Here is a 16,375-nt window from a genome sequence, read left to right as displayed (position 1 = left end):
GTATTACTCACCCGTTCGCCACTAAGTTCCAAGGAGCAAGCTCCTCTTCACTTCGTTCGACTTGCATGTATTAGGCACGCCGCCAGCGTTCATCCTGAGCCAGGATCAAACTCTCCATTTGATTCTTTCTCTTTTTAACTCTGACGAGTTTTGTTTATTTATTTATCCGTATTTCTTTTTGAAATTGACGTTTCCTGTTTAGTTTTCAAAGACCATTTCTTGCACTCGGTTTCCCTTAGCGCTTGTATATAATACCACCCTCTCTACCCACCGTCAACACTATTTTCACTTTATTTTGTTTTATTTTTTTTCGTGCTTTTACATCACGGTTCCTAAATTTACCCTTCCTTATATATAGGGATTTTTAATCAGGTATACAAACTATAAAAAAAGGCATTTCTGCCTTAAAGTGTTTCTATATAATGTTCATCATAATGTGCAAACATATGCAATAGTTTCTCTTTTGTGAGTTCAGTTTTTTGACTTCCATTTACGTCATTGATGATTGAACCATTGTGAAACATTAATAATCGCGATCCATAATCAAGCGCATGTTGCAAGTTATGAGTTACCATAATTGTAGTAATGTTTCTTTCAGCAACCATTTTTTGAGTTAGTTTCATTATGGATTCAGAACTTTTTGGATCTAAAGCCGCTGTGTGTTCGTCCAACAATAACAAATCCGGATTATTCATAAGCGCCATTAATAACGATAATGCTTGTCTTTGCCCACCAGAGAGTTGGCCAACTTGAACATCCAACTTATCTTCTAAACCGAGGTCTAGAGTTTTTAATTGTTCAATAAACTCTGCCTCTTGATCTTGATCAATTGCTTTAGAGAGGCTCATTAATTTCCCTTTATTCTTCGCCAGCGATAAATTTTCTAAAACAGTGAGAGATGGTGAAGTTCCAGCCATTGGATCTTGATACACTCTTGAAATTGTTTTAAAACGGTGATGGTTCTTCATTTTAAGAAGGTTTTCATTCATAAAAGTTAACATTCCTTTATCCGGTGATATTTGACCGCAAATCAAGTTTAATAAAGTAGATTTACCACTTCCGTTTGACCCGATGACCGTCACAAATTCCCCTTCTTCGATTTTCAAATCAAGATTATCATAAAGCGCGGTTTGCATTGGAGTATTGCGATTGAATGTTTTTGATATTTTATCGAGATGTAGCATGGTCAGTATCCTTCTTTCCTATAAGATTTGCTATATTCACTTTATTAAGCATAATTGCACCGATAAAGATTGCAACCGTAATTAATTTCATATACTGAGCATCGACCCCCATTTTAATTGCCAATGCCACAATAAGACGGTAAATGATTGCACCTACAATGACCATCGTCGTTGGTTTAAATTTTGTTTTTCCTAAAACAGTCGTTCCTAAAATCACCGATGATAGACCAAGTACTACCATTCCGGTTCCTAATGATATGTCAAAGTATTTATTAACTGATACAGCAACACCACCACTCAAGCCTACAATTCCATTTGCTAACGAAAGACCCAAAATTTTCACAAGACCAACGTTATGACCCAATGATGTAACTAGGGACTCATTATCACCAGTTACTTTAAGCAAATAACCCATCTTTGTATTAAGCAAACGATCAATTATACACTTAATAACTAACACAAGCCCAATCATTACAATTAGTTGGAAATTATCAATAATGAATTGAGGTGCATGAAGCGTTTCGAGCCATTGTGTAGAGAATAATGTTTCAAATTTGAATAATGAAATATTCGGTTTTCCACCTGCAACAACTAAGTTCACTGAGTACAATCCAGTCATCACTAGGATCCCACTTAACAGTGCTGATATACCAAATTTAACATGAAAGATTCCCGTCATAAGACCCGCAGCACATCCTGCAAGAGTTGAAAGTAGCAAAGCTAACCATGGATTGAAACCATTTAGAATTAGAATTGCACTGACTGCTGCACCTAAAGGGTACGTTCCATCTACAGATAAATCCGGAATATCTAAAATTTTGTACGAAATTAATACCCCCATTGAGAGAATGCCATAAAGAAGTCCTTGAATTAAAATATCTACAATAAACGTTGTATCGATTACTCCCATTATTTCATTACCGCCCTTTCACGCACTGACATCGGAATTTGAATATTGAGGTTTTCCGCAACCTGTTCACTCACAAAGAGCTCTGTTTCTTCCGAAAAGTAGACCGGAATCGCACTGATTGCCGTTTGATTCACAAGTACATCATGTGCCATTTCACCAGCTTTTATTCCAAGCAGTTTGTAACTCACTGAATCCGCTGCCAAAATCCCTTCATCAAATTGGCCTACTTCAGCCATAAAAACAGGTTTTTTTGATTTATTTGCTGTATCCACTACTAACCCTGTTGCAGATGCAATCATATTGTCATTGACAATAAAAATCGTATCCGTTTCTTTAACAAGTTGTTGTGCAGCAATAGCGATTTCATTCGCATTACTTACCCCTTTATCTATCACGGTTAGATTTGAACTTGCTGCAATTTCTCGAACTTCGTGAATTTGATTTTGGCTGTTAATTTCACTCGTATTGAAGAGTATTCCAATACGCTCAGCATTTGGTAGCATCTCTTGAATTAATGCTACTTGTTTCTGTAAGGGTGGTAAATCACTTACTCCCGTTAGATTGCCACTTGGACTTTCAAGATTATCAACAAGTCCCGCCTCTTTTGCATCCGACACTGCACTAAAGATTACAGGAATATCCGTTCCTTCTACTGCATTCATTGCCGCTTGAGCCGCAGGTGTCGCAATAACGTAGATTAAATCTACCTCGTCACGCACAAATTGACTTGCAATTAAATTCGCGGTTCCAACATCTTCATTCGCATTTTTAATTTCTAATGAAGCAATGTCACTTAATCCCGACGACTCAATTCCTTCCTTAAAACCTTCAAGCGAATCCGCAAGAGCAGGATGCTCTGCCCATTGAATGACACCAATTGTCATTTCTTTAACTTGTTGTTGACCACACCCCGTAAGCACAAAGATACTTACAAATAATATTATAATTTTTTTCATCTCGATCTCTCCTCTATCATTCCAACAAAAAAGCCATGTACATAAATCTACACGGCTTGGTTAAATTGATACGAGTTTCATGAGAGCCTGTAGATTTTAGTAACACAAAATAGCTAATATCCACGTGGCATATTAACTAATTAACTAAAATAATAATAGTAGCTCCCTTGTTGGGCTTGATTTTGGTTTAAATTATTTAATGTTTTCATATTTCTTCCCAACCTTTCTCATAAACAATAACACTCTTAAATTTGATATGCAAGAATTATTTCAACTTCTTTCATTGTTTTCATCATTTCTAATATATTTTTCATTTCATTACATTTCGACTCTTCAAAGATTGCGGAATTTCTAGTCCTAATTGTTCTGCAACATCATTATTTATATATAATTGTGTCTCAGTCGAAGTCACTACAGAAATATTTTGTGGCTTGGATCCTTCAACTAAAATTTCATAAATCAGCGCACCTGCCGATTCTCCTAATGCATAATAACTTAAAGATTCAGTTGCAAGAATCCCTTCGCCAATTTGTCCATCTTCTGAAGCCACAACAGGAATATTTTGTTTTAATGCAATATCTACAATATTGGCCGTAGAAGCTACAATCATGTTATCTGTTATATTAAAGATTACATCGACATTTTCAACAAGCTGCTGTGTCGCAATTGGGATTTCTTGGACACTACTGATTCCCGATTCCACAATTTCGAAACTATAGGCACTACTCAAAGATTTGATTTTTTCAATTTGCGTAACAGAGTTAATTTCGCCAATATTATAAACAATCCCTACTCTATGTGCATCCGGACATAATTCCTTTATTAATTCCATTTGTTTTTCTACCGGCGTAAGGTCACTCACGCCCGTAATATTACGCCCCGGTTGAGTCCAAGAATCTACGAGACCTGCACTAACAGGATCCGTAACAGCATTAAATACTACCGGTATTTCTTTACCGTCAGTAGCATTCATTGCACTTTGGGCAGCATTGGTACCAATAGCATAGATTAAATCTACGTGTTCTGAGGCAAATCCACGAGCCATTAGTTCATTATTCCCATTATCACCTTGAGCATTTTGATAAATCAGGCGATAATTGCCTTCTCCAATTGTTTCGTTTAAATGTGACATCATACCTTCGTAGGCAGCATCTAAGGATGGGTGATCCGCATATTGTAGCACTCCAATTGTATACTTCGCTTGATTCTTTGTTCCAGAGCATCCTACAAGAACTATAAGTAATAGACAGATAATCATTGTTTTTTTCATCGTTTTCCTCCTTCAAACAAAAAAAGCTGCGAATGCAGCTTTTTTGTTTGAATAAGCTACATTCTATTAACCATTGGAAAAGGGTTAATACCGTGTAGCGATATTAACCTTTACCTAAAGTTAAAAAAGAAGCTTAATTGTTTATGATTAATGTTGGTCATAGCGCACCAACCTTTCTGTAAAACAACTTTAACATTTAATTATTCCAGTTTCAACACTTTTCTGATAAATATGATTAAGTTTTCAATAGAATGTAAATACCTTACATTTTTATGATATAATTTCAATACATTAAAAAGGAGAATCAATATATATGTACAAATGGAATCTAGACGCCCTGTATAAAGGTTATGACGAAACCTACATAGCAGATGTAGAACGTCTTAAATGCGTCATCGAATCAATGAATCAACTTGCACCCAATTTAAAAAATTGTGAAGATTTGGAGCGTTTCTTACAACTCGATATCGAATTAAACACAATTGGAAGTTCACTCATTAGTTTCGCAAGTTTACAAATTTCCGCAAATGCGAGTGATACCGAGAGTAATCGTCACATGGGTCAATTACAAAATATCCTCAGCGAAACATCACGCGCTTATGCTTTATTCACTAAATTCATGGCTGATTCAAAAGATCAATTTCCTAAATGGGTTGATCAAAGTGAGATTGTTAAGGAACATGAATTCAAACTTCAAGAAATGATCGACTTAAGTAAGCATAACTTATCACCCGACGTTGAAGAAGTTATTTCTAAACTAAACATTAATGGCGCAAGCGCTTGGAATAATTTGTTTGGTCACCTCACTTCCATGACAACTATTGATTTTAACGGTGAAAAGCATACAATGGCTTCGATTCGAAATCTAGCCTATTCACACGATGCAACCATACGTAAACAAGCCTATTATAAAGAACTTGAATTGTATGAGAAAATGGACGACTCCATTGCTTTTGCCTTAAACAGCATCAAAGGAACCGTAAATACTATTTCTGAATTGCGCGGTTATGAATCCGCTTTAGATAAAACTCTTTTCGACTCTCGAATGAGTAAAGCGACATTGGATGCCCTTATGGAAGCAATTGAAGCATACCTACCAACATTCCGAAAATATCTCAAACATAAAGCGAAACTAATGAACCACGATAATGGGTTGCCTTGGTATGATATGTTTGCACCTTTCGAAACAAAGAACCCGAAAACCTATACGGTTGAAGATTCTAAAGAAATGATCATCAACAGTTTTGGTGAGTTTTCTGCAGACCTTGCCGATATGGCAAAACAAGCATACGAAGACAATTGGATTGATTTTCTTCCACGTGAAGGAAAACGAAGTGGCGCCTTCTGTAGTAATCAATCACAGATTAAACAAAGTTATGTATTGACCAATTTTGATGGTTCAATATCCGATATTGTAACAATCGCCCATGAACTTGGACATGCTTATCACGGAATGATGATTCAAGATTTATCAATCCTCAATACCGATTACACCATGCCAGTTGCTGAAACAGCATCAACTTTCTGCGAAAACATCGTCTTCAATGCAGCTTTAAAAGCATCAAGCGATGAAGAAAAACTTGTTCTAATTGAAAACTCGTTGCAAGATTTAACACAAATTATTGTCGATATCCTATCTCGATTTAAATTTGAGTCTGAAGTATTTGAACGTCGTAAATCTGAGTTCTTATTCCCTAATGACCTTAAAGAAATTATGGTTGAAGCACAGCGCCAATCTTATGGTGACGGACTTGATGCTTCAACATACCACCCCTATATGTGGGCGTGCAAAGGCCATTATTACAGTGCTGGTTTAAGTTATTACAACTTCCCTTATGCATTCGGCGGCCTCTTTGCCTTAGGTCTTTATGCTAAGTTCGAGCAAGAAGGAAAAGATTTTGTTCCCGCATATCGCAATCTTCTTAAATCAACCACCACAGCGTCCTGTGAAGATGTTGCTGCTCAAGCAAACATAGATGTCACCGATGTTGCTTTCTGGAAGTCAAGCCTTCAAGTTGCAGCTGATCGTATTGATATGTTTATAGAACTGACAAGCAAATAGTTACACAACTTCAACATTCGATGGTTTAATCTAAACTAAAATAAATGAAAAGAACATCACATTGTGATGTTCTTTTCATTTGTCGATATTATGATATTCATTGATTGACAGGATGTTAAAGCATTCTACCCGATCCATCAAAGTGGTAACGAGTACCATTTATAGTCATCGTTGTGTTTGAAACCATAACACAATCAGAAGGATTTAGATAATACCACGATCCCCCTAGTTTGATCCATCCTTTTTGAAGAGAACCCGAACTCGTTGCATAGTACCATTTATTATTTAATTTAACCCATTGGTTTGAGTACATCATTGAATTATTAGCAAAAGCATATGATGAACCACCAATACGATGGACACCTCGGGCTGTTCCGCCATGACTTAGGAAATAATACCACTTACCACCAGACTGCGTCCACTGACTCGTTAACGCTGCTCCACTTCCAGAAACATAGGACCATGTTCCACTCGCATTTTGATACCAACGGTTTGATAGCATTGCGGTACTCGAATCAAAGACATACCAACTTCCGTTAATTTTTTTCCACCCGGATACCATTTCGCTATTATCATCTGCATAGTACCATTTACCATTAACTTTAACCCATGCATTTTTAACAGCACCACCACTTGAGTTTAAATAATGCCATTTCCCTCTAGTGTTTTTACTCCATTGATTTGCCTTCATCATCGAATCGGCACCAAAATCGTACCATTTACCGTTGACAACATGGAGTCCAGAACGCAACATTTTACCGTCACTTCCAGCATAGTACCATTCATTTTCAAACTTATACCATACATTTTTCAGGGCACGTCCATCTGCATCAAGGTAGCTCCAACGCCCTTGTGCGTCTTTAGTCCATGTACTTGAATACATTTCCCCTGTAGTATTGTTAAAGAGGTAAAAACTACCTCCAATCTCATGCCATCCCTTTACTGGTGCATTATTTTCGTAATATAACCAGTTTGAACCATCATTGACCCAGCCGTTTTTCGGTACTGACGGACCGCTTTCTGTTATTAAATAATCTTGCGATACATAACCTACGTGATTATTATAAGTCACCTTGGCCCAGCCGTTTGAAGTTACGTTAGCTTGGACCACTGTTTTCGCAGGAATTGTCGTAAGCACTCTATTTAAGATACTCCATCCACTACGTAAATTAAGATCTTCTTTCACTGTATATTTTTTTGCACTTTCTGCTATAGTAATTCGTGTTCCTGGCGCATTTGCTTTTTTTATACCGCTATTCTTTACATTTACAATTGCATTACGTTGAATGTACCCTAGGTGCGCCGGTAAATCAACTGGCATTGCTTTTGTTGAAACAGCACCATTCACCACAGGCATTGAAAGATATGTTTTCATAAAACCAGCTGCCTCACCGAGATTAAGAACAACTTGGTCATTTCGACCAGAGTTCGTTGCATAATAGACGCCTGAATTTGTTGTAGGACCCTTATAAACCGAAGTCGATTGTTGGTTTATAATTCGGGCGAGATTATAAGCATTATGATCTTTAAACCCCGCTGCTCGATCGGTTGTATATGCAATTCCCGCAACCTTGATGCCATAGAAAGGATCTGATGCGTAACGCACAGTAATCCCCGAACCTTTATTACCAAAACTAAGTCCAGCATTGCGCCATTCCGGTACATCGAAATATGAACTCAATTGTTTTGACATATGATAATTAATACTGTTATAAACTCCTGTATAAGCCAAAGCTTGACTCGGATCTGAATCAACCGCATTCCACCCAAATAAATTAAATTTATTTTTGGCTAACCATGATGTCCCATAAGCGGACTCATGTGCTGCCTGCGCAAAAAGCAAGAGTGGATTCATTCCATAGAGGTGACCACTTTCAATAAAAGCTTGTTCATTCCCGTACATAATCGAATCTGTTTTATCTAAAGTACGTAGCCGCGCATTGAAATCATCAGCTGAAATGTTTGAAAAACTTCTCACTGGCAACCACTGGTAATAAGCATAAAATTCGCCCGGTTGCCCTCCATCCATAACAGGTCGGGTTAGCNCTTTATCGCTAAAAAAATGAACGCCATCTTCGGAATAGTAAGGATTCCCCGACTCAGGAAGCCATGATGGTGCTTGCCCGTATGTGATTCCTTGTTCACCACTTTGTTGATAGGTTTGAGAAAAATACAACGAAATCTCGCCATTTTTCACCCAATAATAATCTGGACTAATTACTTTTCGGTAACCATCTCCATCTAAATGACCGCCAAGATAAATCGGTTTCTTCTGATCGACGTAGTCCATAGGGATTAAATCAACTTTGTTTAAGTCAACATAACCATCAGCCCCTTGGATATTAATATGAATTACCGGATTACCCGAATCCGTAAGTTCTGTACCCTTATATTGCATTTTATAATTGCTCGAGATATATGTAATCGCAGACCCCGAAAGATTTCGATTGCCATAAATGTTTAAAGTTTCTCCGCTCGCAATATCCTTTACAACACCTTTTCGTTTTGGAAAAGAATGAGCATAACCTGAATTAACTGCAACGATTCCCAATTGACTCGAACCATGTTTTGAGGTTACAACATACTTATCCCCGAGTTGCTTCATTTTTGAAACAGCATCATTCAAATTATCACTTTCAAATGTTGGTTGCCCCTTAGCAATACTTCCATCTTCCAAAATTTCCTTAACTGAGTAAGTATGGGTTGCACTTGTTTCACGAATTAAATGACAGGAAGAATCAAAGTAGTAAGAAATATCACCAATTTGTTTCCATTGTGACGCTAATGCCTTTCCACTTGTGTCAAGGTAATAGGAAAAGCCTCCGAGAACACTCCACTGATCGTGAAGCATAATCGAATTCGCATCAAACAAATACCAGTCGTCCCCAACTTTAGCCCAGTCATTTTTGATTGCACCGCCACTCTTACCAAAATAGTACCAGTTTCCACCACTTTGATACCAAGACTCGGCTTTCATTGCACCATTGGGCTCAAAGTAATACCATAAACCACCGATTTCTTTCCAACCTTTGACAGTTGTTCCTTTGTCACAATAAAACCATGTTGTACCCTTTTGGATCCAACCATCTTTATTGCAAGTTGAATCAACAGCATCCGCACTGAAACTTTGCACCTCAACCTTGGATTCAGGAATTACAACAGATTCACGCTGCTCCTTTTGATCTTGAGGCTTACCTTCCGCCTCTAACACTTCGGTATCTTCTTTAATAAATTCCATTTCAGAATCTGTAATATTTTCTTGAACGGTATCATCAAGACTTACTGACTCATGTTCATCTAACGCAAATGTATTATAGCTAACGGATGTAATGAGCATCACAAACGACAAACATAACATAATAATTTTTTTCTTTTCCATAAACACAACCTCCTAGACATAATTTAAATTGTGACGATTTTCCCTCTAAATTATAAACGATTTATCTTTTTTAAAATGCAATAATTATCAAATATTCATTAAAAAATCTTAATTTTTCAACAAAAACACGCACAGATAAAAAAAGCACTTTTTAAAGTGCTTTTATCGAGCTCCACTTCCTGTAAGAACAACACGTATTGTTTTAAATATAATTACAACATCTTGTTTCAAAGAAAATTTATCTAAATATTCACGGTCAAAATCGAGTTTTTCGGCCGGTGTAATATCATATCCACCATTCACTTGGGCCCATCCCGTTATACCTGGTTTTACCAAGAGCCTTTGTTTAAACCCTGGAATTTCATCTTCAAACTGATCCGTCAAGTCTTTTCGTTCTGGACGCGGACCAATAATACTCATATCGCCAATAAGGACATTTAGAAATTGTGGTAACTCATCAATCCGGACTTTACGAATAAATCGACCTACTTTAGTAATGCGTGGATCGTTTTTTTCAGCCCATACTGCCCCTGTATTCACTTCAGCATCCACACGCATCGAACGCAATTTATAAATTTTAAATTCTTTATCCGCCTGCCCAACACGTAACTGTGTATAAAAAGCAGGTCCTCTCGAATCCAACTTAACAATAATTGCAAAAATCACAACAATTAAAATGATAATTGGTGAAAACAATAGTGTCAAGATAATGTCAAAAAAACGTTTTAAGTATACATAGTTATGTTTCTTCACAAACATTCGATATTTATTTTTAAGATCCTCATTCTCCTCAATACTTGAATTATTCATCGTCATATATTCCATCCTCATAATATTATTCGAAAAGTGGCTCTATTTATCCGTGTTTATCATCTTAGTACAAACGAGACAATTATATCACGTTATAGCCATATGAACAAGATAGCATGGAACTAATTATTACTATAATGAGATAGTATCTTTCATTCTTTTTGCTAATATATTTATTTCATTATTTCTTAACGAATCCGTAGCGTATTCATCGTACTAAATATAATTGACTATGCCAATAAAAACTTTTAAGTTTCATTTCCGTACTCGAATGGGTTAAGTTTTAATCGTATGTTTATCATTCGTGATTTTTGGAACTCGTAAACAAACCCTTATTGGAAAGCACTAACAGTTAAAACTTTCCAATTTCATTCGATTAAATAAACTTATCCATTCGTAACGAATTTGAAGCATACAAATTGACTGTTTTCATCTGCAAGTTTAGTTTCAATGTCGATGTCTCCCCCCTTAATTTTCTCAGGGTTAATAAATTCATTTAATTCTTTTTGAATCTAGAGTGTATTTCACTAATTATCGTCAGTGCTCATTAACCCCCTTACTTTCGGAGCATCTCTTTGTCCTAACTAAAATCAAGAACATGAGGTATTATTCTACCACATCTTGATCGACAAAACTTTTGTGTTTACATTCAAAGTAAAATAATATCCTACACGTTGTATTAAGATATATCAAAACTACAACAAAATCTAACTGAGATTCAACGCCATTAATACCGACATCTTGATGTGCAATTAGAGCAGTTACAGATGCGCTGTCGCAAACATTCCAAAATTGAACCATTCATGTCACATATTATGACAATTATTTAGTTTTGAAATATTTTGAACGTAATAATTCATATTTAACACAATCTATCATTTTGATTACTCATTTTTACAATAACTACATGATATTATTGTGATATCAACGAATGCGTTTTCTTACTAAATTTAAAGGAGGATTTATGAAATATTTAAAAAGAATTACCATGATATTAATGACGTTTTCTTTAATTGCACCTATAGCACTTTTTGCTGTTGAGGAGACTCAAACACAAGAAGTCAATGAACCACAAACTAGGGTTAACGACATTGATAGTTGGATGCCCGACAAGGCACTTCAAGAAGGAATTTTAAATTATTTCATCGACAGAGGAGATTTGCCGCTAAATAGTACTCCAGATGATATTACAAAAAGCGCCCTCTCTAACATCAACAGCTTAGAACTTAGAAATTGTGGCATCACTAACCTTACAGGCATAGAATATCTCTTAAATTTGGATGAATTGAGTTTATCAAACGATTACTCAACTCACTCACAAAACCGCAATATCATTCATGATTTTTCTCCAATTTCCAGTTTGAATAATCTAACAACTCTGTTTGCATCTTATGTCGACTATTCCGGAGATTTGGAATTTGCGAAAAACTTAAATCGAATCGTACTTGAAGCAAATCATATTAGTTCACTCAAAGGCATTGAGGATTCAACATCGTTATCGTTTATTGGTTTACAATATAACGAAATCGAAGATTTGACCCCCGCTGCTAAAGCTTTAGAAAACTTTGTTGATACTACTGGATGGGTAGATTATGTTGTTTTAGAAATAAATAATAATAAAATAACGGACTTTAGCCCCCTTGAAGCGACACGAAATCGATGGAACCCTAGTGGTAGTTTTACCGTTTATGCAGATGGTCAAAATATTGACGATATTCCATTAGTACTTGATAATGCAAATCAAATTGACTTGCCCTTAACATATTACTCAACAATTCCTATTGGTGAGGAAGATAACATAATCATTGATCATCCGGATGTTAAGCTGATTAACGGAAAACTTGATTTCTCTAATGTAACTGAATTACCTGAAACTGTTACCGTTACTTTTGCAGTAAACTTGAGACGTGATATTGCAGATCCAATCGAACGCAAGGAATATAATTTTGATTTTAATGATACTGTTATTTTCGGATATATCCTCGATGAAGATATTGATAATTTACCACCTGGCCGCTGCAATGGATATTCCATACAGTATACTTACCGGGTTCCAAAGAAAATGGGTAGTGTAACAGTAAATCATGTCGATGAAGATGGCAATAATTTAACAGATCCTATCATTCTAACCGGAATGGAAGATGAACATTATGATACTCAAAGCAAAACATTCAAAGGGTACGAATATCATCATGTCGTCGGCAATCCTTCGGGTCTATTCACTGATTCTTCTCAAACGGTTACCTATGTTTACTCAAAAGAAGTCGTTGTGATTGATCCTGAAAAACCTAATACAAATGATACAAAACCAAAAGAACCGAAACCCGAAGAACAAACACATGATACACCAAAATCGGAAGACCCAAATACACATAATCAACAGTCTCAGAATCAAAACAAACTTGATAAAAAAGATAAAAATCTTCCACAAACAGGAATTAACAATAATCACTATTTTGGATATTTAACTATTTTATGCGGTGCTTCGATGCTAACGTTATCACATTTAAATAGAAAAAATGATTAATAACTAACGATTTATTATGATTTCTACAATTAGATGCATATCCGCTCATCTTTAAAATTATTAATTATATAAAAACAATCTAACTCAGTTTATGGCTGAATTAGATTGTTTTTTTCTATTTAGTTTTTCGCTTCAATATTATAATAATTCCCATAATTCCAACAACAATACCAGAGTATAGAACACGTGAATTTGAAATTCCAGTATGAGGCAATTCTTTCTCTACTTCACTCTGTATCCCCTTGTCCTCATTTTTTTGAGGTTCTTTTTGCGTATTTTTATTAGTTAATTGTTCTTGAGTCTTCGTTTCATCTTCGTCCTTTTCCGGAATGTAAGAATCTTCTGGACTACTTGGTTGTTGTGGTTTTTCCTGTTCTTCTGGAACCTCAGGGTTTGTCGGTTGCTCGGGAACATTTGGCGTAACCGGTTTTTCGGGCAAAGTTTCCAATTCTTTATCATAGATTGCATACAGTGTCATATCTGCCGACACTGTATCTTCGACAGGATCAAAAAGAATCCCTTTACCATCTTGCTGAGAATTCCATCCCATAAATTTAAATCCCTTTTTATCTGTTTTTGGAATGGCATTGGAAGCAACTTTCTGTCCGGATTCTACAGAAATATTTGTGACTTGTTTTTCATTAATAAAAGTTACTACATGCGTATTAAGCGCATATTGGGCTATAAAATGGTTATTATCGTCTTGTAAATTTGTGTCTTTTGTTTTAGTAATAAACTGAGGACTCCAACCACTAAAATGCTTATTGACACCATTCGACTTAGGACTTTGGTTCATAAACGCATTATAGGTATCTGCCGAGATTACAAGCTCACTCGGATCCAGAATTGTATAACTATTAAATAAAAAATTAATTGTGTTGCCTTCAGTAAAAGCACCCTCTCCTGCATCGATTTTCGGTCCAATAAAGGTTCTGTTTGAATTTTTATAATCATACTCTTTAATCTTATCATCGTGTGTAATAATAACCAGCGGACTTAATGCTTCAGTCATAAACATATCATCGGTTGTTATAAAATCGTTAAGTTCCCATCCACTTAAATCAATTAAATTTAGATTTGTCGTGTTTTTAAACATATTTTGACTTTCGTAAATGTTGCGAGTATCCCAATCGGATAGATTAATTGATTTCAGCGATTGCATACCTTCAAACATGCTCTCAGTATTTTCAAGATTTTGCGTATCCCAATTATTTAAGTCTAAATGCTTGATTTTATGAGCGTTTTTAAACATATTTTGAGATTCTTGTATATATTTAATATCCCAACTCGTCATGTCAACTTCTTCTAATTGGACTGCACCTTCAAACATGGATCTTGTATCTTCTAAATTAGGAATATCCCAATTTGCGATATTTATTTTTTTTAAATTAGTAGTATTCGCAAACATACCACTTAAGGCAGTAACGCCTCTTAATTTTACATTAGGCGCTTCAATTTGTTCCAAACCGGTTGCATTAGAAAACATAGAGTAAACCGTTCGAGTCCACCCAAAATCCCAATTAGATATATCAATAAATCTCAAACTTTCAGTATTCGCAAACATCGAGTCAGCACTATATAATCGACTCATATTCCAGTTTCTCACATCTAAATTATCAAGACTTTTCGCGCCAGAAAACATGCCTCCAGCATATGTGAAATTATTCGTATCCCAGTCTTTTACATTTAAATACTCTAAACTTTCTGCTGAATTAAACATGTTCCTAACATTATAAACATTACCCATATCCCATTTTGATACATCCAGTTTTTTTAGCTTTGATGCGCCTTGAAACATGGATTCCAAATCCCATGCATTGGTCATATCCCAATCTTGCACATCTAATTCTTCAAGGCTTTCGGTATTCGCAAACATGCTGGTTAATTGTCGCACTACAGGCATTCTCCATTTGGAGACGTTGAGTTCTTCTAAGCTTCTTGCTCCACTAAACATACTGAAAACATATTGCGCTTTGGACATGTTCCAATTTGTTACGTCGATATTTTTTAAACTTGTTGCATCTCGAAACATATGACCAAAATGATACCCATTTTGAATATCCCAATCTTTAACATAAACCGTTTCTAAATTCGAGGTATCTCTAAACATACTTTCAAAGGTACTTACATTTTTTACATCCCATTGATTGACATCCAATTCCGTTAAGCTTTTAGTACCCCTAAATGTTCCAGACATTTGTGTAACATTTGCTGTATCCCAATTCGAAACATCCAGGTGCTCAAGGTTTGTTGCATCTCTAAATGCAAAGGTTAGACTTCTTATTTGTGATACATCTAATCCTTTTAAATCTGCTTCGATTAAATTTGTATCAAAAACATCACGAATGTAATCATCAACATGTCCAACTTTGTGGGTAATACCCGCTTTCGTTATTTCCTCGATAATTACGGACTCAACATTTTTATTTTTTAATATATCTAAATTTTTAATATTAATTTTGATGATATTTCCTTGCTCATCATTGATCATTGAAGGTATATAAACATGATGCTTATCTGTATTTATATAGTTATTAAGTGTCCACTCCCCGGCTACAGAAGTATCGATACCCCAATCATCTTTATTAAAGTTATTATTATCCTCAATATAGGGATTACTTCCCTCCTCCTCTGACACTGTATGTCCATTTACAGAATTTGTATTTTCTTCTTTTTTTTCTATTTCTTCATGATGACTTAATTCATTTGAATCTGAAATCGTAAGCTTAGTTTGTGCTTTCGTTTGTTCTTCATTCGTTTGTTTTTCATCGTTTTTTTCCGGACTTTTCGCATCAACGCGGTCTCGTGTTATATCAATACCTTCAGTTGTAGAATTTGTTTCTATCTCATCATTTGCATGTATCCCTAAAATCCCAACCCCTATCAATAGTGTTAAAAATCGTATTAAATATTTCTTCATATATCGCTCCCTAAACAATCTTCATTGTTTTCACATTCTACATAAAACTACAATTAAGCCATCTCATGTATTAAAAGTAATCAAAGTTATTATTTTAGTAATAAAATCTTCATTAATGATTTTTATATGAAATACTCATCAATAATTTTCACAATCCTGCTTCTTCAAATTACGATATAAATTTATGACATAACGTGCTTTAGTTGAACATGTTTCAATTTTAAATGGTTCAATCAAACAATTTTTCTTTCAATACGTGACCTGTTGGTAAGATACCTGAAGATTTTTAAGACTGAAATCTAATCAATACAAGATATTTAAACTTAATGAACGCGATATGATATCTGGAACACTTTT

At 35.4% G+C, this 16,375-nt stretch carries 9 protein-coding genes and 1 rRNA gene; 2 read left to right on the top strand and 8 right to left on the bottom strand.

Annotated elements, in window-relative coordinates; all coding sequences use genetic code 11:
• The 5 genes from B096_RS0107635 to B096_RS0107615 form a co-directional block, all read right to left on the bottom strand.
• A 16S ribosomal RNA gene (locus B096_RS0107635) occupies window positions 1–121 on the bottom strand; the annotation flags it as partial.
• Between the two features lie 283 nt (window positions 122–404).
• On the bottom strand, window positions 405–1,184 hold the full coding sequence (locus B096_RS0107630) for an ABC transporter ATP-binding protein (RefSeq protein WP_018580153.1): 780 nt from the start codon (window positions 1,182–1,184) through the stop codon (window positions 405–407).
• Window positions 1,168–2,094 carry an ABC transporter permease gene (locus B096_RS0107625; protein ID WP_018580152.1) on the bottom strand — a complete coding sequence of 309 codons (927 nt, stop codon included), beginning with the start codon at window positions 2,092–2,094 and terminating at the stop codon, window positions 1,168–1,170. The genes B096_RS0107630 and B096_RS0107625 overlap by 17 nt, the downstream gene beginning before the upstream one ends.
• Window positions 2,094–3,050, bottom strand: coding sequence for an ABC transporter substrate-binding protein (locus tag B096_RS0107620; protein ID WP_018580151.1), 957 nt, complete (start codon window positions 3,048–3,050; stop codon window positions 2,094–2,096). Before B096_RS0107620 ends, B096_RS0107625 begins: the two co-directional genes overlap by 1 nt.
• Before the next feature lie 310 nt (window positions 3,051–3,360).
• Window positions 3,361–4,320: an ABC transporter substrate-binding protein gene (locus B096_RS0107615; RefSeq protein ID WP_018580150.1), complete on the bottom strand. Its 960-nt coding sequence runs from the start codon at window positions 4,318–4,320 to the stop codon at window positions 3,361–3,363.
• A 313-nt stretch (window positions 4,321–4,633) separates the two neighbouring features.
• Between B096_RS0107615 and B096_RS0107610 the strand changes: the two genes are divergently transcribed.
• On the top strand, window positions 4,634–6,382 hold the full coding sequence (locus B096_RS0107610; protein WP_018580149.1) for a M3 family oligoendopeptidase: 1,749 nt from the start codon (window positions 4,634–4,636) through the stop codon (window positions 6,380–6,382).
• Window positions 6,383–6,497: 115 nt separating this feature from the next.
• Here the strand turns inward: B096_RS0107610 and B096_RS0107605 are convergent, their stop codons facing one another.
• Together B096_RS0107605 and B096_RS0107600 are read right to left on the bottom strand one after the other, a co-directional pair.
• Window positions 6,498–9,620: a glucosaminidase domain-containing protein gene (locus B096_RS0107605; protein ID WP_425268397.1), complete on the bottom strand. Its 3,123-nt coding sequence runs from the start codon at window positions 9,618–9,620 to the stop codon at window positions 6,498–6,500.
• Window positions 9,621–9,923: 303 nt separating this feature from the next.
• Window positions 9,924–10,577 (bottom strand): sugar transferase, encoded by a 654-nt coding sequence (locus B096_RS0107600; RefSeq protein ID WP_018580147.1) that lies wholly within the window; start codon window positions 10,575–10,577, stop codon window positions 9,924–9,926.
• Between the two features lie 958 nt (window positions 10,578–11,535).
• Between B096_RS0107600 and B096_RS0107590 the strand changes: the two genes are divergently transcribed.
• Window positions 11,536–13,098 (top strand): MucBP domain-containing protein, encoded by a 1,563-nt coding sequence (locus B096_RS0107590; protein ID WP_018580145.1) that lies wholly within the window; start codon window positions 11,536–11,538, stop codon window positions 13,096–13,098.
• A 115-nt stretch (window positions 13,099–13,213) separates the two neighbouring features.
• Here B096_RS0107590 and B096_RS0107585 read toward each other — a convergent pair whose 3' ends face one another.
• A complete protein-coding gene (locus B096_RS0107585) occupies window positions 13,214–16,018 on the bottom strand; it encodes a BspA family leucine-rich repeat surface protein (protein WP_018580144.1) in 2,805 nt (934 codons plus the stop codon).
• Between the last annotated feature and the right edge of the window lie 357 nt (window positions 16,019–16,375).

The organism is Erysipelothrix tonsillarum DSM 14972 (assembly GCF_000373785.1).
GTDB classification, from domain to species: domain Bacteria; phylum Bacillota_I; class Bacilli_A; order Erysipelotrichales; family Erysipelotrichaceae; genus Erysipelothrix; species Erysipelothrix tonsillarum.
This window is presented reverse-complemented; position numbering and strand designations above follow the sequence as displayed.